Annotated in this window: 19 protein-coding genes; 2 read left to right on the forward strand and 17 right to left on the reverse strand. The window is 32.9% G+C overall.

Going from position 1 to position 23743, the window contains the following annotated elements; translation table 11 throughout:
- Window positions 1-8 precede the first annotated feature (8 nt).
- From hisH to ACNO7W_RS09165, 16 genes are all read right to left on the reverse strand, one after another.
- Entirely contained in the window at window positions 9-596 is a 588-nt protein-coding gene (gene hisH / locus ACNO7W_RS09090; RefSeq protein WP_417937907.1) for an imidazole glycerol phosphate synthase subunit HisH, read from the reverse strand.
- Between the two features lie 99 nt (window positions 597-695).
- A complete protein-coding gene (gene hisB, locus ACNO7W_RS09095; RefSeq protein ID WP_417937908.1) occupies window positions 696-1832 on the reverse strand; it encodes a bifunctional histidinol-phosphatase/imidazoleglycerol-phosphate dehydratase HisB in 1137 nt (378 codons plus the stop codon).
- 16 nt (window positions 1833-1848) lie between these two features.
- Window positions 1849-2904 (reverse strand): histidinol-phosphate transaminase, encoded by a 1056-nt coding sequence (gene hisC, locus ACNO7W_RS09100; protein ID WP_417937909.1) that lies wholly within the window; start codon window positions 2902-2904, stop codon window positions 1849-1851.
- Window positions 2894-4186, reverse strand: coding sequence for a histidinol dehydrogenase (hisD, locus tag ACNO7W_RS09105; RefSeq protein WP_417937910.1), 1293 nt, complete (start codon window positions 4184-4186; stop codon window positions 2894-2896). Before hisD ends, hisC begins: the two co-directional genes overlap by 11 nt.
- A gap of 102 nt (window positions 4187-4288) precedes the next feature.
- Window positions 4289-5146, reverse strand: a complete 858-nt coding sequence (gene hisG, locus ACNO7W_RS09110) for an ATP phosphoribosyltransferase (protein ID WP_417937911.1) — start codon at window positions 5144-5146, stop codon at window positions 4289-4291.
- Window positions 5147-5616: 470 nt separating this feature from the next.
- Window positions 5617-6147 carry a hypothetical protein gene (locus ACNO7W_RS09115; RefSeq protein WP_417937912.1) on the reverse strand — a complete coding sequence of 177 codons (531 nt, stop codon included), beginning with the start codon at window positions 6145-6147 and terminating at the stop codon, window positions 5617-5619.
- Window positions 6148-6186: 39 nt separating this feature from the next.
- Window positions 6187-7305 (reverse strand): VIT1/CCC1 transporter family protein, encoded by a 1119-nt coding sequence (locus ACNO7W_RS09120; protein WP_417937913.1) that lies wholly within the window; start codon window positions 7303-7305, stop codon window positions 6187-6189.
- A gap of 112 nt (window positions 7306-7417) precedes the next feature.
- Complete coding sequence (locus tag ACNO7W_RS09125) at window positions 7418-8146, reverse strand: superoxide dismutase (protein ID WP_417937914.1); 729 nt, start codon at window positions 8144-8146, stop codon at window positions 7418-7420.
- An 11-nt stretch (window positions 8147-8157) separates the two neighbouring features.
- Window positions 8158-8367, reverse strand: a complete 210-nt coding sequence (locus tag ACNO7W_RS09130) for a chromate transporter (protein WP_235890203.1) — start codon at window positions 8365-8367, stop codon at window positions 8158-8160.
- Between the two features lie 70 nt (window positions 8368-8437).
- Window positions 8438-9565, reverse strand: coding sequence for an efflux RND transporter periplasmic adaptor subunit (locus tag ACNO7W_RS09135; protein ID WP_417937915.1), 1128 nt, complete (start codon window positions 9563-9565; stop codon window positions 8438-8440).
- Between the two features lie 106 nt (window positions 9566-9671).
- On the reverse strand, window positions 9672-11516 hold the full coding sequence (locus tag ACNO7W_RS09140) for a heavy metal translocating P-type ATPase (protein WP_417937916.1): 1845 nt from the start codon (window positions 11514-11516) through the stop codon (window positions 9672-9674).
- Between the two features lie 12 nt (window positions 11517-11528).
- Window positions 11529-15869, reverse strand: a complete 4341-nt coding sequence (locus tag ACNO7W_RS09145; RefSeq protein WP_417937917.1) for a CusA/CzcA family heavy metal efflux RND transporter — start codon at window positions 15867-15869, stop codon at window positions 11529-11531.
- Window positions 15870-15966: 97 nt separating this feature from the next.
- The gene (locus ACNO7W_RS09150; protein ID WP_143388259.1) at window positions 15967-16356 is read right to left on the reverse strand and encodes a hypothetical protein; all 390 of its coding nucleotides are present in this window, start codon (window positions 16354-16356) and stop codon (window positions 15967-15969) included.
- 199 nt (window positions 16357-16555) lie between these two features.
- A complete protein-coding gene (locus ACNO7W_RS09155) occupies window positions 16556-17935 on the reverse strand; it encodes an ATP-binding protein (protein WP_417937918.1) in 1380 nt (459 codons plus the stop codon).
- 3 nt (window positions 17936-17938) lie between these two features.
- Complete coding sequence (locus ACNO7W_RS09160; protein WP_417937919.1) at window positions 17939-18607, reverse strand: response regulator transcription factor; 669 nt, start codon at window positions 18605-18607, stop codon at window positions 17939-17941.
- Between the two features lie 317 nt (window positions 18608-18924).
- Window positions 18925-19386, reverse strand: a complete 462-nt coding sequence (locus ACNO7W_RS09165) for a thioredoxin family protein (protein ID WP_143388256.1) — start codon at window positions 19384-19386, stop codon at window positions 18925-18927.
- A gap of 163 nt (window positions 19387-19549) precedes the next feature.
- Between ACNO7W_RS09165 and ACNO7W_RS09170 the strand changes: the two genes are divergently transcribed.
- Window positions 19550-21649, forward strand: coding sequence for an LTA synthase family protein (locus tag ACNO7W_RS09170; RefSeq protein WP_143388255.1), 2100 nt, complete (start codon window positions 19550-19552; stop codon window positions 21647-21649).
- Between the two features lie 57 nt (window positions 21650-21706).
- Here the strand turns inward: ACNO7W_RS09170 and ACNO7W_RS09175 are convergent, their stop codons facing one another.
- Complete coding sequence (locus ACNO7W_RS09175) at window positions 21707-22645, reverse strand: zinc dependent phospholipase C family protein (protein WP_417937920.1); 939 nt, start codon at window positions 22643-22645, stop codon at window positions 21707-21709.
- A 155-nt stretch (window positions 22646-22800) separates the two neighbouring features.
- On the opposite strand from ACNO7W_RS09175, the gene ACNO7W_RS09180 reads away from it, so the two are divergent.
- Window positions 22801-23532 carry a YoaK family protein gene (locus ACNO7W_RS09180; RefSeq protein WP_417937921.1) on the forward strand — a complete coding sequence of 244 codons (732 nt, stop codon included), beginning with the start codon at window positions 22801-22803 and terminating at the stop codon, window positions 23530-23532.
- Window positions 23533-23743: the final 211 nt, after the last annotated feature.

Consider the following 23743-nt stretch of genomic DNA (forward strand, 5'->3'; position numbering starts at 1 on the left):
TGAATTTTTCAATCATTTAATTTTAGAAAATTTGCCAATATTTGTTCTCCAATATCACCGCTTTTTTCAGGGTGAAATTGTGTTCCGTAGAAATTATCTTTCTGCAATGCCGAGGCGTATTCTACTTCGTAATTAGTTGTAGCAATGGCTTCTGGACAATTTGGAGCATAAAAACTATGTACTAAATACATATATTCATTTTCATTAATACCTTCAAATAAAGGCGATTTCAAATTATAAATTTGATTCCAACCCATTTGTGGCACTTTTACTTTTGGCGTGAATTTAATCACATCAACATCAAAAATTCCCAATCCTTTTGTATTCCCTTCCTCCGATTTGTTGCACATCAATTGCATACCCAGACAAATTCCTAAAACGGGTTGTTTCAAGGTAGGAATCAAAGTATCTAAACCGCTTTCCTGAAGCATTTTCATTGCATAACTTGCTTCACCAACGCCTGGAAAAATAACTTTATCTGCTGCTTTAATTTCGTCTGGATTGTTACTCAAAACTGCTTTGAATCCCAATCTTTCGATGGCAAACATAATGCTTTGAATGTTTCCTGCTCCGTAATTTATGATTACTATTTTCACTTTTATAAGTATTAAATATTAAGTTGTAAGGATGAAGTTTTAAGCATTTTGATTTTATTATTAAACTTAATAACTCATACTTAAAACTTACACCTTAAACTAAAGCATTCCCTTCGTGCTTGGCAAGATCATTTTCTCCGTATCACGTTTTACGGCTACTTTTATTGCTTTCGCAAAAGCTTTAAAAATCGCTTCAATCTTGTGATGCTCATTCGTTCCTTCCGCTTTGATGTTGATGTTGGCTTTGGCACCATCCGAGAAAGATTTGAAGAAATGATAAAACATCTCCGTCGGCATTTTTCCTACCATTTCACGTTTAAATTCGGTTTCCCAAACCAACCAGTTTCTGCCTCCAAAATCAATAGCCACTTGCGCTAAACAATCATCCATTGGTAAACAAAAACCGTAACGTTCAATACCTAATTTATTTCCTAATGCTTTTGCAAAAACTTCACCAAGCGCAATTGCTGTATCTTCAATCGTATGATGTTCGTCCACTTCTAAATCTCCTTTTACAAGGATTTCTAAATCCATTTGTCCGTGACGCGCAATTTGGTCCAACATGTGGTCAAAAAAGGCAATTCCTGTTTCAATTTTGCTTTTTCCGGTTCCGTCAAGGTTTAAATTAATATAAATATCCGTTTCGTTGGTTTTTCTTTCTATTGAAGCAGAACGCTCTTCTAATTTCAAAAACTCATAAATTACTTTCCAATCTGTAGTTTGTAAAGCAATAACCGAGTCAAGTTCTTCTCTTTTTGAAGCAATTTCGGCACTTCCCAAAGCTTCGTCCGTGTTGATAAAAATCGCTTTTGAACCCAAGTTTTTTGCCAATTCCACATCAGTTATTCTGTCTCCTATTACGAATGAATTTTCTAAATCATAATCCGGATTATCAATATATTTTGTCAACATTCCGATTGCAGGTTTGCGAGTTGGCGCATTTTCGTGCGGAAATGTTTTGTCAATTAATACTTCTTTGAAAACAACTCCTTCATTTTCAAAAGCTTTCATAATTAAATTATGAACTGGCCAAAAGTTAATTTCAGGATGAGAATCCGTTCCCAAACCATCTTGATTCGTAACCATTACGAGTTCAAAATCTAGTTCCAAAGCGATTTTACCAAGATATTGAAAAGCTTTTGGATAAAATTCTAATTTTTCAAAACTGTCTAATTGATAGTTATTTGGTTCCAAAACCATTGTTCCATCACGATCTATAAAAAGTATTTTTTTCATTATATAATTATTTTAACTAAGCGTTTAGGCTTTGTAATGCTGCTATTAATTTTTTATTTTCCAATTCGGTTCCAACTGTCAAACGCAAACAATTATCGCATAAAGGTTGGGTTGTTCGGTTTCTAATTACAATTCCTTTTGTAATCAATTCGTCATATCTCTTATTGGCATCATCCACTTTTATCAAAATAAAATTGGCTTCAGTTGGATAGATTTTTTTAGCAAAATTTACGTTAAGTAATACTTTAAGTAACTCTTCTCTTTGTGTTATTATCGATTCAATTTCAGATTTTATCTTTTCTGAATTGTCTAACCTGTCCAAAGCTCTTTTTTGAGTCAGTTCATTTACATTATACGGTGGTTTTATTTTATTCAAAACCGAAATTACTGCTGCAGATGCATAACAAATTCCTAATCTAATTCCTGCCAAACCATACGCTTTAGATAGTGTTTGGGTAATGACCAAATTTGGATATTCTTCTAGTTTATTAATCCAACTTTCCTTTTTTGAAAAATCGATATACGCTTCATCAATTACAACCAAACCATTGAAGTTTTTCAACAAATAGGCCACGCTTTCATCTGAAAATGAATTTCCAGTTGGATTATTTGGTGAACACAAAAAGATGATTTTAGTGTTTTCATCAACAGCTTCCATGATTTTCTCAATTTGCGGTTGAAAATCTTCTGAAAGTAAAATTTCTTTATTTTCAACTGCATTGATATTAGCCAAAACGCCATACATTCCATATGTTGGAGGCAAAGTGATTACATTGTCCGTTTTTGGCTCACAAAAAGCTCTGAATAATAAATCCAATACTTCATCACTTCCATTTCCAAGTAAAATTTGATTCGTTTTGACATTTCTTTGTTTTGCCAAAATTCCTTTTACACTCATTTGTTGTGGATCTGGGTACCGATTTACCCCATTTTCAAACGGATTTTCATTGGCATCCAAAAAAATCATATCTGCAGTATCAAAATCCCCAAATTCATCGCGTGCCGAAGAATAGGGTTTCAATTGCTTTACGTTTTCTCTAACTAAATTATTTATATCGAAATTATTTTCCATCTTCAATCGCTTTTAATCGTAATGTAACAGCATTTTTGTGTGCTTGTAAACCTTCTGCTTCGGCCATGATTTCTATGGCTTTACCTATATTTTGTATTCCTATTTCAGTTATCTTTTGAAAAGTCATTGCTTTAGTAAAACTATCCAGATTTACACCGCTATAGTTCTTTGCATAACCGTTTGTAGGCAAGGTATGATTGGTTCCTGACGCGTAATCACCAGCACTTTCGGGAGTATAATTCCCTATAAAAACAGAACCTGCATTATGAATTCCATTACTGTAAAAATCATCGTATTGAGAACAAATGATAAAATGTTCCGGTCCATATTCATTGATTAATTCTAATGCAATAGTATCATTTTCAACATAAATCAATTTAGAATTGGCAATGGCTTTTTCAGCAATGGCTTTTCTTGGAAGTACATCCATTTGTATTTGGATTTCATTTTCAACAGCATCAATTAATTTTTTTGAGGTTGAAACCAAAATAACTTGACTGTCTGCTCCATGTTCTGCTTGAGATAATAAATCAGATGCTACAAAAGCGGGAACTGCAGTATCATCAGCCACAATCAATAATTCCGATGGTCCGGCAGGCATGTCAATTGCTACGCCAAATTGTGTTGCCAATTGTTTAGCCACAGTTACAAATTGATTTCCGGGACCGAAAATTTTATACACTTTAGGAATCGTTTCCGTTCCAAAAGTCATTCCGGCAATAGCCTGAATACCTCCTACTTTTAAAATTTTGGTTACACCACATAAATTTGCAGCATATAAGATAGCTGGATTTATAGTTCCGTTTTTATCCGGAGGTGAACACAAAACAATCTCGTTACAACCTGCAATTTTTGCAGGAACAGCAAGCATTAAAACAGTAGAAAATAATGGAGCAGTTCCTCCAGGAATGTATAACCCAATTTTTTGGATTGGTCTTTTTTCCTGCCAACAATTTACTCCTTCAATAGTTTCTACTACTACTCTTTCAGTTTTTTGAGCAGAATGAAATCGTTTTATATTTGTCTTTGCTAGTTGAATAGCCTCTTTTAATTCAGAAGAAATGGATGCGATAGCCTCGTCAATTTCAGCTTTAGAAACCTCTAATTTTTCGATTGATGCACCGTCAAAAAGTGAAGTATATTTTGCAACAGCAATATCACCTTTCTTTTGTACTTCCTTGAAAATTTCTTTTACTGTTGCTTCAATATCATCAACAGTCTTAGTAGGTCTCTCTAAAATGGAAGACCAAGTTTCTGGTTTTGGATTGTATATTTTATTCATTTTATTTATACTTTAAGCCTTAAGTTATATGCTTTAGGCTATTTCAGAATTAATATTTACTTTCAGTCTTGGCTTATAGCTTTTAGCTTATGGCCTAAAGCTTTACAAAACCATTTTCTCAATTGGGCAAACCAAAATACCTTCGGCTCCAGCTTCTTTCAATTGATCGATAACATCCCAAAAAGTATCTTTATCTATTACTGAGTGTACGCTGCTCCAACCTTCTTCTGCCAACGGCAAAACGGTGAGGCTTTTTAATACCGGTAATATTTTACCTATCGCTTCTATTTTATCGTTAGGAACATTCATCAAAATATATTTTGATTTTCTGGCTCTCAAAACCGATTCAATTCTAAACTGAAGGATGTCAATTATTTTTTGAATTTCTGGAGTAACTTTTGGAGAAACGGCCAAAACAGCCTCACTTTTCAAAATTACCTCTACTTCTTTAAGATTATTTTTAAATAAAGTACTTCCACTTGAAACAATATCTACTATAGCATCTGCTAAACCTATATTTGGTGCAATTTCTACAGATCCGGAAATTTGGTGAATATCCACTGTCAATCCAAATGAATTAAAGTATTCGTTAACCGTATTGGGATAAGAAGTGGCAATACGCAAACCATCTAAGTCTTTGATTGATGTATATTCAAATGTTTTTGGAACAGCAACAGAAACTTTGCATTTTGAAAAACCCAGTTTTTGAGCAATTTTAATATTTTTTCCTTTCTCTACCAAAAGATTGTCTCCTACAATGGCAACATCTACAACTCCATCAATTAAATATTGAGGAATATCTGAGTTTCTAAGGTATAAAACCTCTAATGGAAAATTGGTTGCTTCCGCTTTAAGTTGGTCATTCCCATTGTTTATGGAAATTCCACAATCTTTTAGAATTTGGATACTGTCTTCGTTTAAACGTCCTGATTTTTGAATTGCAATTTTTAGTGTACTCATTTTTTTGTTTAGTTTTTGTTTAGAATATTATGATTGAGTACAAATATTAGGCAATAAAAAACCCGCTTGATGTACTCAAACGGGTTTTTAGATTATGATGATTTACACACATAACATTAACACATCGCTTGAGAGCAATAATGAAAATGATGATGATGTAATTTATTTGTTAACATGTTTTGTGTAATTGTATTGATCTTAAATTCTTTTGCAAATATAAGAGATAAAACATTTATAATCCAATTTTTAATTTAACTTAAAGATATCTTATTGTTAAATTAACCCGTCGGGTGTAATTATTCAAAACGTCAATGGTAATGTTTTTTGTGCAGTAAAACGGAACAAAAAATGTATTGAGAACCGTTTTTAATAATAACTTTCTAGTTTTCGATACATTTTTCTGACGAAAATCACTCGAACTGACGAAAATTATCATCAAAAACTAATTCACCCAACGGGTTAAATTAATACTATCTGTCGTATTCTTTTGGCTCTGATTTTTTTGAAACAGGAGCTCCTTTTTCTGAATCAACACTGTTTTGAATAGTTGAATCAGCGCTGTCTTCTCTTATTTCTGTGTGACGAATTTCACCTCCGGAAGTACCCACTAAAGTTGTTAAATAAACACCTATAATTGCTACAATAACGGCTACAAAAGATATAAATTTAGCTTTAGAATGATTTTTTATATTTAAAACTATACCTAAAAGTGAAATGGCTCCAAGTAAATACAATACAATTGCTAGCTTTTCTGCTATTTCTTCGTGTTCATGAATTATTCTTTTGCCGATATTAGGCATATCTTCAACCATTTTCTCAGCTCCTTCACCAGTTCCTATACTAAATGCGGCAAAAACAGCCGCAACAATGAATAAAACATAAGCGGTATTTTTTACCGAATTGTTCTTTAAAATTATTCCAGTTATTAAAATTCCAAGTCCTAAAATCGTCCCGATAATTGGAAAATGGTTTACCACCATGTGTAAATGTGCGTCATTCATAATATAATTTGTTTAAGGTTTAAAAGTTAAGGTTTACGATTATCCAGCCAATGAAACACCAATTAAAGAGCCAATTCCATAGGTTACCGCAGCAGCAACCAATCCGAAAGATACTTGTCTAAGTCCAGAGAACACAACACTTTTTCCTGTTAATAAGGTTATTGCGGCCCCTATTCCAAAAAGACCAATAACACTGCTTCCAAGACTCAATAAAATTGCGTTTTTTCCGTCTAAAAATATAAAAGGATATAACGGAATAATTGCTCCAATGGAAAAAAGAACAAATGATGCAGTGGCAGCTTCCCATGCTGAACCTCCTAATTCTTCTTTATCAATACCTAATTCCTCAGTAATGATTGCATCTATTGCCGTTTGAGGATTTTCAAATGCTTTTTCAGCTAATTTTTTAGCTTCTTCAATATTCATTCCTTTAGCCTGATACAACAATACAAGCTCTTTTTTTTCTTCTTCGGGCGAAGCTTCCAGTTCTTCTGTTTCCAAGTCAATTTGGCGTTGGTTTAATTCTCTGGAACTTTGCACCGAAAGCCATTCGCCCAAAGCCATTGAAATTGCTCCAGCCAAAAGTCCTGCAATACCGGTTAATAATATTGTATTATTAGAAACTGCAGCGCCGGCAACTCCCATTACCAAACTCATATTAGAAACTAATCCGTCATTAGAGCCTAAAACAGCTGCTCGTAATGCATTACCTCCAACAGTCTTGTGTCTACTTTCAAATTTAGATAAAAAACCACCTGAAACATTCAGTGCTGCATTATTATTTACGGCTTCAATAATTTTAAGATGATTGTGTTCAAAACCAGTTGGCTTCTCCCCGCTTTCAATTTTGTTTTTTATTGCATTTACAGCAAATTGTTTTTCTATACTCGAAAGACTGCTGATAATAGAATTGTAGCCAAAAATTTTACCCGATTTCAGTTGAAATTTAGCTCTTCCTGAAGGCAAAGGCATTTTATAATCCTTTTCAGTCGTTAATACTTTATCCAGCATGTGTTTAGCATGTCCTTTTTCTATTTCCGATAAACCTCGTAAAACTCTTATAAGATTATCATCTGATTGAATTGCGGCAATGCTATCATACAAAAAGGAAGTATCTACTTCAGTCTGTAATTGATCTTTTAGTTTGTTTAAATCCATATTTATCTAATTTACGATATCAAAAATGCCTTTTACAAGAATTTTTGAAGAATCATTTATTATTTCAACTAAAGTAGCATTTTTTATTTGATGCTAATGCTAATCCAATTTATTATCGGGTCAGCTTTAAGGCATCGTTCAATCGCATCGCCACGTTATCCCAATTGATGATATTGAATAGTGCATCTACAAAATCAGTTCGCTTATTTTTGTATTTTAAATAATAGGCGTGTTCCCAAACATCAATAACCAATAATGGAATTGCTCCCCATTGTGTTAGTTTTTCGTGGTTTTCGCATTGCAAGATCACTAAACTATCGCTGTAAGGCTGATACGCTAAAATACCCCAACCATTGCCATCTACATTTTTTGAAGTGGCAGCAATTAAAACTTTCAACCTGTCATAACTGCCAAAACTTTTTTCAATTCGTTTTAGTAAATCGCCTTGTGGCAAGGTGCTTTTATTAGTAAGATTTGTCCAAAAAATGGAATGCAAGATATGTGATGAAAAATGATAGGATAATTTTTTTGTCCAAAAATCAATGGTCTCCAAATTGTTATCGTCCAATGCTTTTTTTATCATTTGCAAATCTTTGTTTGCGCCTTTTACCGCACCTCCATGGTGAAAAGTATAATGCAAATGCAAGGTTTCTGTATCCATATAAGGCTCTAAAAAGCTTTCGCTATATGGTAAAATCTGCTGAATGTAATTACCATTTGCATCTACTAATTTATCAATAGGATTGTCTGCTAAATTTTTAGCAAACGCATTAGTAGTAGGAAGTATTAGTGAAGCTACTCCAAATAAAGTACTCGATTTCAAAAACTCTTTTCTGTTCATTGTAAAATATTTTAGTTTATTGGTTTAATTGTTAAACCATCAAAATAAGATTGTACATTGGCTTTTGTCCAAAAATCAACTCTGCCTGCTTCAGAAATCCATTTGTAATTTTCAACTAAATTTTTATGTGTATAACCAACTAATGCAACAGGACCACCAAAACCAATTGTCCCTAATTTTAGGAAATAAAGTACAAATTCTTTTAAAGTATAATTTTGCATTATGTTTATTTACAAAGTTTAACTCTTATTTTCAATTGGTTTTAACGTTAGAACTAATTTACATTTTTTATTACTCCACATTCTTCATTTTCATTAAAAGTGCATAAGCACCTTTAATAACGATTGTAGCATCTTTTAAATCATGATTTGAAATAATTTCGGTAAACCCGTTTTCGGATGTTCCAGTTGTAACTTCTTTCATTTCAAAGAGCTTACTTCCTTTTGCTACGAAAACATAATTCTTGTTTTCATAATTTACTATGGCATTTGATGGCAAGACATTAGATTGCTTACTGTTTAATTCGATTTCGGCATTCATGTACATTCCCGGTAAAAGTGCTTTATCGTATTTTGTAAAATGACAGTGCATTTCTGTACTTCGATTTTCTGTAAAATCTTTACCAATTAAAATAATTTCGCAAGGATATTTTTTTTCTGGATTGGTGTTAGTGTATGCCAATAAAGATTGGCCAATAGCTAATTTATTGATGTCTTTTTCAAAAACGGTCAATGCCAAAAGAATGTCCGAAGGATCTACTATTTCAAATAAAATGTCGCTTGGGTTTACATATTTGCCAATATTTACATTTACTTTACTAACGTAACCGCTTATTGGAGAATAAATATTGATGCTTTTTGAAATGTTTTTTGCTGAAATACCAGTTGGATTTATCCCTGCGAATTTCAATTTTTCTCCATACGATTGTATCATTACTGAAAGTGAGTTGTACTCTGATTGTGCTTGCTGATAGACCTTATCACTACTGGCCTTGCTTCGGTTGAGTTCTTTTTGTCTTTCGAATTCGGCTTTTGCGTACCCTATTTTTGCTTTCGCCAAAAGGTAATCTTCCTGCAGTTGAATGTATTGTTGGTCTTCTACAACACACAAAACCTGCCCTTTGGTTACATACATTCCCTCTAAAAGTTTTGTATATTTTAAATAACCACCCATCGGCACACTTATGAAAACTAAATTTTGAGGAGGCACATCTATTTTACCATTTAATTTTAATGTAGATGAAATTTCTTTTTGCTCGATTTTACCCGTTTCAATACCTGCATTTTTTATTTGTGCATCGGTAAGTGTTGTCGTGTTTTCGATAGTTGGAGTGGCTTCTGTTTCGTTTTCTGTTTTCTTATCTCCACACGAAGAAAGGAATACTATTGCCATTATTGTAATGATTGTATTTTTACTCATGATTGTATTTTTATTTTGGTGTTTGTGACTCTGCGATTTCATTTTATTTATTTTGAATATTAAGATAGTGTTTGTTATTTAAAATCTCATTGCAATTGATAATCGGTTAGGCATCAATCTTAACGCGAAGGAGTTTTATGGAATTAATAAAGACTAAAGTGTCAGGAAGCAAATGAATAGCTGCTGCTTCAATCGGTCCAATTATTTTAAGCAAGACAAGGGTAATTCCAATCACATGAACAACACCAACCCCTACAAAAATATTTTCACGAATGGTACGATAGGCTCTTTTACTAATAGCACGAGCCTTGGCGATTTTTTCCAAATTATCCTGCATCAGGACGATATCAGCCGCTTCCATTGCTGCTTCGGTTCCCATAGCACCCATTGCTATCCCTATATTTGCCTGGACTAAAGCAGGCGCATCATTAATGCCGTCGCCCACCATTGCAATCTTAGAACCGTCTTTTTGCAATTCTTTTATGATATTGATTTTGTCTTCGGGCAATAAATTGGCTCTAAAATCGGTAATTCCTATCTGATTGGCAACGTGCTTGGCAGTTTCAGGATTATCACCGGTAAGCATAATTATGTTTTGAATTCCACTTTTTCTTAAACCTTCAATCATTTCTTTTGCACCTTCACGTATCGCATCGGATATATAAAAGATACCCGCCAATTTATTATCAACTGAAAGATAAATAGCAGTATCGGTAATACTTTCTGAGGATTTCGACACAGGTACTTTACTTTCTTCCATAAAGAGCTTGTTCCCTAATAAAACCGATTTGCCATCTATTTTTGCGGAAACACCCCGTCCTTTTACCACCTCGAAATTTTCAGGCTCGCCATAGGTAAGTTTTAATTGATCCGCATAGCTTAAGATTGCTTTTGCTAATGGATGGCTGGAACGTCGGTCTACAGTAGCAGCGAATTGAACCAATTGGTTTTCATTATAAGCAGGATCTATTATATCAACGGTATTCACTATAGGACTTCCAACGGTTAATGTGCCTGTTTTATCAAAAACAATGGTAGTTACTTTAGCAAGCTCTTCTAAAAACAAACCTCCTTTTATCAAAATACCTTCTCTCGCAGCACGTGCAATTGCAGCAATGGTCACAAGCGGTGTTGCCAAACCTAATTCGGCAGGAGAAGTAAAAATCAGCAATGCAATCACCAGTTTGACATCACGGGTAAAAAAGTAAACGGTACCAACAAAAATAAATACCACCGGAATAAGCCACGCCGCTACTTTATCAGTAAATTTTTCAATAGGTGCTTGCTGGCTTTCTGCCTCTTCCACCAAGGCTATAATACGCGAAAAAACGGTGTCTAATCCTGCTTTTGCCATTTCTATATCGAGCGCACCTAATTCCAGTATGGTTCCGGCAAATGCTTCACTTCCCGCTGTTTTTTCCTGACGTACGCTTTCGCCGGTTATGGGGGCCTGGTTCACAGAACCTGATCCGCCAATCACTTTACCATCAACAGGGATTTTTTCTCCGGCTTTTACCAGAACAATATCACCGATTTTTAAATCGCTTATTTGCACTATTAATTCAGAGCTGTTCTTTTTTACTATCGCAGTCTTTGGAACTGAACCAATCAACTCTTTTATAGATGCTCTCGCTTTTTCGGTACTTGCACTTGCGATATATTCTGCAATAAGGATGATCATAAGTACGACAGCACCAGCCAAATATTCCTTACCAACAACTGAAATAATTACCGCTATGGTTATAAACAATTCGGTACCTATCTTTCTTTCTTTTATGATATCCAGTACCGCAGTTTTTACTAATGAATAAAGACCGAAAGCCATTGCGGCTATCAAAATAGGTAATGGAATAACATCGAAATAAAACAATAAACAGGCTATTCCCACTATTATTATCCGTACAATTTCCCAAAGGAACTGTCGCGAAAAAAAGGTTTGCGTATAATTCATAATTAAACTATTTTAATTAGTTAATGCATTGATTTCAATCACACTTATATTCAATTTTCTAACGGCCTCAATATAATAACTTTGAATTTCAGTGCTTTGATTAATAAGCATTACCCATTCCAGATAATTGATGTCACCATTGATAAATTTATCATTAGCAGCTTTGGTTACCAAATCAACATTTTTCAAGGCTTGACTTTCGTAATAGGCGATAGTTTCTTTGTGTTTTTTATATTCTTGGACTAATTCCTGATTCTTGCTTTCCAGTTTTAGTTTTTCATTATTTAAATTATTTTCGGCAATTTGGGTGTTTATCTCTAATGCTTTTTTCTTATTATTTATTGCCGCATTGAATAACGGAATTGCCACTCCAAATTGTCCGTAAACACCATTATAACTGTCTTGAAATGTAGTGTTTGTTTTGAAAGTCTGGTAATAAACACCACCGATTAATTCCGGTAATTTTTTAGATTTTTCAAGTGAAATTTCCGCTTTGCTGCTATTTACTTCTTGCTCAAATAATTTTATACTGGGTTGATTGCCAATAGCACTTTTATCTGAATTTTCGATAAAATCCATTTTGAATTTATCTGAAACTGGGATAAAGTCTTTATCAGAATTAAGTAAATACTTGAATTGCGATTGTATTATTTTATAATCACTTTGTAATTCCAGAAGTTGAATTTTTATTTGTCCAGATTGGTTTTCAGCGGTTGCTTTTTCTAATATATTACTTTCGCCTTTGTCAAAACGGAGGGTTGATTTCCTTAAAAATTCGGAATAAATACTATCGCTTTTTAGCAACAACCTTTCCTTTTCTTTTAGATACATCATTTCGTAAAACACGGTTGTTACCTGTCTGGTCAATTCCTTTCTCTGCAATGCTTCGTTCCATTGGCCTTTTTTGGCTTCTTCCATTAAAAGTTGTTTCTTCCTTTTGTAAACCGTTGGGAATTTTATGCTTTGTGAAATGCCAATTTTCACATCATTCACATTACTGTTAAACTGACCGTACTCGCTAATAATTCCTGTGTTGGGAATGTCATAACCTGTCTTGGTCATTTTCTGTAAATATTCTGAATTTAGTTTTTCGTTTTTAATTTTGATATTATTTGAAATAGCCGTTTGAATGGCTTTCTCAATTGAAATTTTTTCCTGAGCATTTCCATTTTGAAAAGAAAAAAATAGTCCCAAAACAAAGATAGTTGTAATTGATTTTATCTTTTTGGGTTTTAATTTAATTCCCTTTTCGAACATAATGTATAAAATTGGTAAAACAAATAAGGTCAAAAATGTGGCAATCAACAATCCACCAATAACAACTGTTGCCAATGGTTTTTGTACTTCGGCACCTGAACCGTTGCTTAATGCCATGGGTAAAAATCCTAATGATGCTACAAATGCAGTCATTAAAACAGGGCGTAAACGTATTTTAGTTCCTTGCAAAACAATCGCTTTTAAATCGGCTTCACCCGATTTTCGAATGCTGTTAAATTCAGCAATTAAAACTAATCCATTTAGAACAGCTACACCAAATAAGGCAATAAAACCAACTCCTGCACTAATACTAAAAGGCATTCCTCTTAATGCTAAAAAGAAAATTCCCCCAATGGCAGAAAGGGGAATGGCTGAGTAAATCAATAAACCTTGTTTCACTGAATTAAATGCAAAATAGAGCAAAATGAATATTAATAATAATGAAACCGGAACAGCAATCATCAAACGGTTTTTGGCTTCGTTTAAGTTTTCAAAAGCACCACCATACGTTGGATAGTAACCCGCAGGAAATTTGATTTGGGTTTCAACTTTACCTTGCAATTCTTTCACAATACTTTGCACATCACGGCCACGAACATTAAAACCAACTACAATTCTACGTTTGGCATCTTCTCTTTGTATTTGATTTGGGCCTTCGGTAATTTCAACTTTGGCCAATTGAGATAAAGGAATTTGCGAACCAGTGGACGTTGGTATTAATAAATTTTGAACATCCGCCAAATCCTGACGTTTTTCGCCTGTTAAACGAACGACTAAATCAAATCGTTTTTCACCTTCGTAAACAACCCCAGTGCTTTGTCCTGCAAATGCGGTGTTTACTATTCGATTGATATCCTGAATATTCAATCCGTATTGTGCAATTGATGCTCTGTTATAGTCAATTACTACTTGAGGCATTCCAGTAACGGTTTCAACATAAAGGTCAGAAGTTCCTTCAACTGTATTTACAATTTTGCCCAATTTATTGGCGTACAAAGCCAGTGTGTCTAAATTTTCTCCAAATATTTTACAGACTACATCTTGTCTTGCGCCTGTCATTAATTCATTGAAACGCATTTGTACCGGATATTGAAAACCGTAAGAAACACCTGGAACAGCTTCTAATTCCTTTGCCATTTTTTCTGATAATTCATCAAAAGTTTTGGCAGAAGTCCATTCGCTTTTGTCCTTTAAAATAATCATCATATCACTGGCATCAATGGGCATTGGATCAGTTGGTACTTCGCTACTTCCTGTTTTGCCTACAATTTTCTCTACTTCAGGAAATTTTTCTATTAGTATTTTTGCGCCTTGTGAAATGGCAGTCATAGAAGTTTGTAGATTGCTTCCTGGTAAAACTCTGGTTTCTACTGCAAAATCACCTTCTTCCAATGATGGCATAAATTCGCCACCCATAAACGAAAGCGTAATCAGCGCTAAAACAAACAAACCCAAAGTTGTTCCGATAATTGCTCGCGGAATTTCCAATGCTTTACTTAAAAGTGGTTGATAGAAATTTTCTAGTTTCTCCATCATTCTATCTGAAAAAGTTTTTTTGTGGGATATATTTTTATTCAAAAATAAAGCGGTCATCATGGGAACATAAGTCAGCGACAATATAAAAGCACCAAATAATGCAAATGCAATAGTTTGTGCCAGTGGCAAAAACATTTTTCCTTCAATACCACGCAAAGTAAAAATGGGAATGTATACTATCAATATAATTAACTCCCCAAAAACTGATACATTACGCATTTTTATAGACGTTTTTAATACAGTGTTGTCCATTTCTTGCTGTGAGATTTGAGAATCTTTCCTGCTGTGTAAACTAAACAAACAGGCTTCAACAATAATAACGGCTCCATCTACAATTAATCCAAAATCCAATGCTCCTAAACTCATTAAATTTCCGCTAACGCCAAATAAATTCATCAATATGACTGCTATCAGCATCGCCATTGGAATAACTGATGCTACGATTAATCCAGCCCTTACATTTCCTAAAAAGAAAATAAGAACAAAAAGCACAATTAGCGCCCCTTCTAATAAGTTTTTTTCTACTGTTGAAATAGAATTATTCACCATTTTTGTTCGGTCTAAAAATGGTTCTACAATAACGCCTTCAGGTAATGTTTTTTGTATTTGCTCAATACGTTCTTTAATTTTCTTGATAACCACATTGCTGTTGGCACCTTTTAGCATCATCACTACTGCACCCGAAACTTCGCCAGATTGAACTCCTTTTTTATTAAAAGTCATTGCTCCGTAACGAATAGCACTCCCAATTCGAACATCGGCCACATCACGAATAAATAAAGGACTTCCGCTATTGGTGTTTGTAATGGAAATATCTTTTATATTTTCGATAGTATTAATTAATCCTTCGCTTCGGATGTATAAAACTTTAGGTCCTTTTTCGATATAAGCACCGCCTGTATTTTGATTATTTTTTTCTAAAGCAGTAAAAACATCAGTAATCGTAATATTATAAGATTGTAATTTATTTGGGTCAATGGCAATTTCAAATTGCTTCAATTTTCCACCAAAACTACTTACTTCCGCCACTCCTTCAACACTTAATAATTGACGGCGAACAATCCAATCCTGAATGGTTCTCAACTCAGTTACATCATACTTTTTTTCATAACCGGGTTTTGTTCGAACTGCATATTGGTAAATTTCGCCCAAACCTGTAGTTACGGGTGCAAGAAATGGATCTCCAATACCTCTTGGAATTTGGTCTTTAACAGCACTTAATCGTTCTGTTACTTGTTGTCTGGCCCAATAGACATCAATTGTATCATCAAAAACAATAGTTACTACAGATAAACCGAAACGAGAAAAACTACGAATTTCTTTCAGCCCGGGAATATTACTGTTGGCTTGTTCAATTGGAAAAGTAATCAGTCGTTCTATATCAGTTGCGCCCAGTGATGGTGCGGAAGTGATTACTTGTACCTGATTATTCGTAATATCAGGAACTGCATCGATTGGTAATTTGGTAAATTGGTAACTCCCATATGCTATAAGAGCGACAATGAAAAGACCAACGATAAGTTTATTTTTGATTGAAAATTCAATTATTTTATTCAACATAATTTATAATTATTAATTATTTTTCTAAGAATATGCTGTAATACAAATCGTCATCAATGTATATACGAAGATGAATTGTAAAAAAACATTAAAATAATTAACAATATTTTGGTGGTCTCCAAATAGATAATAGAACACTTGAAGAAAAATAGTTTTGCAAGAAAGCTATTTTTTGAGGTTCTTTAAAATAGTAGTTAGGAATAAATTTGAATAATTTTATTTCAAAATTTATTGCTAAATTTTGATTAGAAGAAAAATCCGAATGACTATGAAAAGGTAAATCTCCATGGTCATCTTGCTTCTCATCATGATGCTTGTCAAAATAATGATCTGTCAAAAAATGGATGAGAGTTACATCTTTGTGATTATAAGTGTGTTGAATAAAATGTGAAACCAAAATAGGTAAACGTAAACTATCCTCAACAACAAAAGGAACCGTTAGTTGTAGGCAAATAATTAAAGCTATTATGTTTTTTAAAAATTTCACGAAACAAATATAAGTACTTTTTAGATTTTATTTTAAATGAAATACCATACTCACTTAAGTTTTAGTTAATTAAATTCCTTGTTTTAAAGGAGATTAAATAAGCGAATAACCTCTTGTGAAATATTTAATCCATTAATTTATCATTGTGCAAATGCTGTTAAAGAAAGTATAAATGTAAAGCATAAATTTAAGTATTAACTTAAGAAATTCTTAAAATAACGGTTGTTCCCTGATTGATTTCGCTATGAATTTCAAATCCAATATGAAGCAACTGTGTTATTCTTTTTACTATAGATAAACCTAAACCGGAACCCTTAATCTCAGGATGATTTGTTGGATTGGAGCGATAGAATGGATTAAAAATTTTATCTAAATCGTCTTTAGCAATACCAATTCCATTATCGGATATGGAACAAATGGTTTTATTGTTCTCTTTTGAAAGTAAAATTGAAATTTCTCCATTTTCATAAGAATACTTTATAGCATTGGAAATGATATTACTAATGATAATAGAAACTAGATAATTATCTGATTCAATGAAATAATCAGTTGAAAAAGAATATTTTATATTAATTTTTTCATTGTTAATCTTTTCTGAATACAGTGTTAAGGTGTCTAGTATTAGAGCATTCAAATAGACTTTTTCAATTTTTAGACTTTGTTTTTGATTTTCGAATCGAGCCAATAACAGCAATTGATCGACTAAATTATTCAATCGGTTTACTTCCGAGATACTATAGTTTATTTTTTCTTCATATTCCGATTGACTTCTGGGTTTTCTAATCAATACTTCAAGTGTTCCTTTTAGTACAGTGAGAGGTGTTCTCAGTTCATGGGAAGCGTCCGATGTAAATTGTTTTTCGCGTTCTACGGCGCTTTCAATTCGGTCCAATAAATCGTTTATTGTTTTTGAAAGCACATACAATTCGTCCTTATTATGAGGTAATTCAATTCGATCTTTAAGATTGTCTTTTGTAATTCTGCTCGAAGTTTCGGTAATCATGGTTACCGGTTTAATGCTTCTTCCGGCAATTAATCGTGCTATGAGAAATAATACTATTAAAATTAACGGAAACGCAATGAAAAGAGTATTTCTTAAATTGGTCAAAATCATCGTAGCATCGTCAAGGGACATGGCTACAAAAAGATGCCCAACAACTTTTTTATTGTCAAAAAGAGGGACTTGTATTTGTCGTATTGGCTTATTGTTTAAATACGTATCAATGAATTTATTGTCTAATTTATAAACATACAATTTGAGTTGAAGCCCTTTAAGATTCGGGGACTTATCAATCAGTTTATCATTAATGTCAAAAAACTGTACGAAAACAGGATTTACATTTACTGTATTATGTTCTCTGGCTCGCCATTGATCCACTTGAATTAAATACGTATTGTTTCTGTCAATTTCAATTTCTTCAAGATGTTTCTCCACTTCCATTTGAATATCATCATTGATGTGTGTGTTCACACTGAAATCAATAATTTGATAAATGACAAAAAAGACCACTGAAATCAATAATCCCGTACTGAGGATGTAATTGAAAGCGATTCTATTTTTGTATGAAAATGAAAACATATTTTAATTTAAATCATTAGCAATATAACCAACACCTCGAATGGTTTTGATAAGTTCTTCATCCTTATTGAGATTGAGTTTTTTTCGGATGGCGTTCATAAAAACATCAATTACACCAGTGTCATATTCAAAATGGATGTCCCAAACATCTTCTATGATTTGGTTTCGGGTGCATACTTTCCCTTTGTTTTTTATGAGGTATCCCAAAAGTTCAAATTCCCTTTGCGTAAATGCGATTTCTTGATTGTCAACAAGAATTTGGTGTTTCGACTTAATGATTTTAATGTTTCCAAGACTCATTTCATCGTTTTCATTTTCATTTCTGAAATGAATTTTAATGCGTTCCACCAATTCATCAAAACTGAATGGTTTTTTGATATAATCATTGGCTCCGGTTTTCAGTCCTTCAATAGTTTCTTGAACAGTATCTTTTGCAGTAAGAAATATAATTGGAGTTTTTGAATCTGTTTTTCGGATCGATTTACAAACTTCAATCCCTGTCATTTGAGGTAAAATCCAATCCAGAAGAATCACATTTACTTTTTGGCTTAAAGCCAAATCATAACCAGTTTTTCCATCGTTAGCAACCAAAACGTCATAGCCTTCCTCTTCTAAACCTTGTTTTAGAAAATTAGCGATTCCTATTTCGTCTTCAACTATTAGAATTTTCATTATTTATTGCATATAAATTTAAAACCAATGGTAGCAATATTTGCAGTTAAATTATCACTTCTTTTGTGGTGATAAAATCTCAAATCAATATTTTTTAAACCGAATTTCCAGATTTTTGCACCCTTAAAAATATCCGTGTAATTTACGCCAAGTGTAAAATTCTTCTGTTCATAAATGGGTTTCGTAAGGTGCATAATACTTGGATGCAGTTTGAGTGCAATAGCGATACATTGGGAACCATCGGGTCGTTTTCCCCAGAAATATCTCCAGAAACATTCACAATTCCTGATTTACATCCTTTGGACGCCAATAATTCTTTACTTTATCGGCAATATATCCTTGACCAATACCTCCAAAGAATGAATAAGTTTGATATAATCTGAAGCACTAACGTTTTTAAAACCGGTTATCCCAATAACTTTCCCTGTTTTGTCTAAAAGAACGACTAATGGGAAGCTTCCGTTTTTATTGTATTTTTCAGCCAGTTTTTTATTGCTTTCCGATAATTCAGGGGATAATTGGTTTGCTTTTTTCTTAGGAAAATCGGCTTTGTATAAAACCCATTTTTTTTCGGCTTCCATTTGAAAATCTTCTGATTTCCATACTACTTTTTCTAATTTCATACATGGTGCACACCAATCTGAGCCAGAAAAGACCAAAAGTATGTTTTTGTTTTCTTTTGCAGCTTCTGCTTTAGCTTCTTCAAAATTGACTTTCCAGTTTTGGGAATAACCTAACGTTCCTATCAAAAGAAACAGTAGCAATAACGATTTTTTCATTTGCATTCTGTATTTGTAAATTACGAAGTAAAATTATTCATTTATAATTAAACTCCTCACTTTGTAAAAGATTTTAAGCGAATATTAATTTTGATAAAATATTAAGTAAGTCTTAAAAAAACTATAATAAATAGGACTTACATTTGTATGTAAATATACCGTTATGCAATTGTTAAGAAAAATTTCTCCATTTTACAATCTTATGCTTTTTTATATTATTGTAAGCATCGTTTTAAGAATAGTATTATTATTTCATCCCATAACCCAAAGTTCATTTGATTTTATTGATATTGTTAAAATATTTGGATTTGGATTAATCTCTGATTTTTTCATTTTTGTATTGGTCAGCGGTTTTTTATGGCTATACCTTATTTTCATATCCAATTCAAAATACTTAAAACCTTATGGTTACCTCTTTTTTGGGTTGTTAGTTACCTTGTTGCTGTATGTGTCATTTGGCAATACCATTCTTAATGAATATGGCGGAGCATTACCCGCAATTGGAATAATTTTTATCGCTATAAAAACTATTTTATTTGGGTTATTACTTTTTCTGCCAAAATACCGAAGTCAGATTAGATTCTGGTTGTTCACTTTTGTCATTTTCTTATATGTCGTTTTGATTTTGCAAAATGGAATTAGTGAATACTTTTTTTGGAATGAATTTGGCGTAAAATACAATTTTATAGCCGTAAATTATTTGGTTTACACCAATGAAGTAATCGGCAATATCATGCAATCGTATCCTGTTATTCCAATATTTACAGTATTGTTTATTGTAGCAGGTTTAATAACTTATTTGATTATAAGACGTTCAAAAAATTACATTGACAGCATTCCAACGTTTGTACAAAAAGTACAGCTTTCTGGAATTTATTTTGCTCTCTTTGGACTCTCGTTAGTGGCAATACCATTTTTATCTGCTCAGGAAAACTCTCCGAATATTTTTACCAACGAATTAGAAGCTAATGGGATTTATAAGTTCTTTTTAGCATTTAAAAATAGTGAATTGGACTATTTTAAATTCTACAAAACACTTCCAGAAAAAGAAGCTTATACCTTATTACAAGAGCAAATTCCTGGAATTTCAGGAGAAACTTCTTTAAGACAAATTCAAAGTGATGCAACTGAAAACCATAAGAATGTAGTATTAATAACGATCGAAAGTTATAGTGCTGATTTTATGAAGATGTATGGAAACGAGCAAAACCTCACTCCCTTCCTAGATAGTTTAGCAACAAAAAGTTTATTATTTACTAATCTTTACGCTGTTGGGAATCGAACCGTTCGTGGTCTTGAAGCCGTTACTTTATGTTTCCCTCCAACTGCGGGGGAAAGTGTGGTTAAAAGAGAAGATAATAAAAACAAATTTTCGACTGGAAACATCTTCAAACAGAAAGGGTATACTGTAAAATATCTTTACGGAGGTGATGCCTTTTTTGACAATATGGAAGATTTTTTTACAGGAAACGGTTATGGAATTGTAGATAAAAAAGCATTCACTCCTGAAGAAATCACTTTTTCGAATGTATGGGGCGTTTGCGATGAGGATATGTACAGTAAAGCAATCAAGGTAATGGATGACGAAGCAAAGGAAAACAAACCGTTTTTTAATCATATTATGACAGTTAGCAATCACAGGCCATTTACGTATCCTAATAATAAAATTGATATTCCCGGAGATGCAAAATCTCGTGATGGAGGAGTAAAATATACTGATTTTGCCATGAAAAAATTCTTTGAAATGGCGAGCAAACAACCTTGGTTTGCTAATACCGTTTTTGTAATTCTGGCGGATCATTGTGCTTCGAGTGCAGGAAAAATGGAGCTTCCAGTCGATAAATATAGAATACCGGCAATGATTTACAGTCCCGGTTATGTTCAACCACAACATTTTACTAATTTGATGTCTCAAATAGATATTATGCCCACGTTATTTGGATTGTTGAATTTCAATTATCAAAGTAAATTCTATGGTCAGGATGTTTTAAAAACAGACTATAAACCGAGAGCATTAATTGCAACGTATCAAGATTTAGGATTGATAAAAGACAATGTTCTAACTATTATTTCACCAAAACAGCAAGTGAAACAATTTCAATTGACATTAAAATCAAACCAAAAAATAGCACCAAATTTTCAAATTTATTACAACCAAAATCCTCTGATAAAAGAAAGAACCGATTTAGTAAATCAAACCATTTCGTATTACCAAACCGCTTCGGATATGTTGAAGAAAAAGAAATACCAGAAAATTAATTAGCGTAAAAAAACGGGCAAGATTCATATCCCACCCGTTTTTTAATTAGGAATTTGTTGGTTATTCTTTTTCATTTATTAAACCAAAAAGATTTCCTTTTTCAAAAGTTCTTAAATCCTTTTTCAAACTCTTATTATTGCGCTTTGTAAGTTCATTAGCATCCAGATTACTCAAATCCGGTTTACCTGCATTTACCCAAGCCGTGTACCAAAAACTTGCCGTTGCGATAATCGCTTTTTTCATTTGTTTTTCAACCATTCCGTTCAATTCCGTGTGGAATTTACCTGCGTATTCATCCGAATATAGCATTCCATTGTATTTGTTTTTTACAATATTTCCTGCATCGTCTACAACATACATTTTATTTTCAGCGGTTGCAATTCTTAGTTTTTTATCAGCAGCTAATAACGGTTCTACTAAACTGTGCGTATCAAAAATAATATCCCAAGTTGCGTTGGCTACATTCTCAATATATTTTCCTTCTTCAACATTTAATTTATAGTTCTTAACAAACAATTCAGGCAAACGGCTTTCCCACAAAGAATGAATTCCTTTTTGATTGGTATTTTGTCCATCATGATTGTCTGAAGTATGCAAAGGCATGTGTGCATCTGCAATGTAATGACCTAAATCACCTGCAATGAATAATATTTCGTTTTTTCTTTTATCCTTGAAAGCCTTGGTTAATTTTGCCATCATATCCTGAATGTACCAAGGTAATATTCCGTTTTTAGTCAAAAATTTCTCATCATACTTTAACTTCGCTTCGTCCATAGTTTTAGGAAAACTTTCGACAGTACCAAAATTTTCCATGTCAAAATAATGGCGTGGACCTTCAGCTTTGTCGTTCAAAACATTTCTTCTCAAATCTGGAACAGTAGATTCTTGTGTGATGAAATCAATATGATTGTAAAAAAAAGCCTGTAATGGTTTAGGAAGTGCCATTACTGCCGCCCTATTGATTCGTTCATGTCCAATAATGCCCCATGACAACAGCAAAAAAGCAATTCCAATTGTAGATAACCCAATAAGTGTAGGTCTAATTTTAAAATTTTCATTATATTTATTTATTAGAACTGCAAATGTATTTTTTTTAAATATAATTCAAAGAAATCTAATTTAAGATTATGTTAATTTAAAAAAATTAAATAAAAATGTTTCGTCACAAAGGAAAAAATAGAACTTTTATTCACAATCTGCGTTTAGCAACTTTACTTTCTTTCGTGGCTGAAATTGTTAATATTACAGGAGTTTTGGCTGTAAAAACTTTGACAACCAATGTTACGGGACACTTTGCCTATTTTGCCGAAGAATTGATGCTCAATAACTATTCTGCAGCAATAACCTTTTTTATTTTTACAATTTTCTTTCTGATTGGTGCCTTTACTTCTAATTTTTTATCGGAATTAGTATCAGGAAAACATCCCGATTTATCCCATGTTGTACCAATTTCTTTAGAGATTTTAGTTTTAACTGGCGTTGGCATTTTTGGAGCTCCGTCTGACATTTCTATTTTTGGAGGTAAAATGATTGCCTTTTTTATGCTCTTTGCTATGGGGATTCAAAATTCATTGGTAACAAAAATATCACAGGCAACAGTCCGAACAACCCATCTTACCGGTCTGTTTACCGATTTAGGAATAGAATTATCTCAATTGTTTTTTTATAAAAGAGATGAGGAAGTTAAAAAATTGAAAACGAGTATTTATTTACGCTTTTCAATTATTTCTTTCTTTTTTATTGGCTGTGTTTTAGGAGGATTTATATATCGGGAAATTGAATTAAAAACACTTTTAATTGCTTCCTTTTTTCTGTTTGTTGCTCTTTTTTATGATTATATGAGGCTCACTTATTATGCTATCAAGAGAAAAAAATTCCATCATTAATAGTATTTTATGACAGTCCGCAATATGTTCCAAAGGATAAAATATGGCACACAGATAACACGGATTGAACGGATTTTGCACAGATTTAAATAACTGTCTTGTCCTAAAATAGGTTTACACATTTAAACGACAATTAAATGAGAACAAGTAAAGTTATTTTAGGATTTAAAAGGCCGATAGAAATTTCTAATATGGAACGTCGGCAGATAGT

This window comes from Flavobacterium sp. ZB4R12 (genome assembly GCF_048276375.1).
GTDB lineage: Bacteria > Bacteroidota > Bacteroidia > Flavobacteriales > Flavobacteriaceae > Flavobacterium > Flavobacterium gawalongense.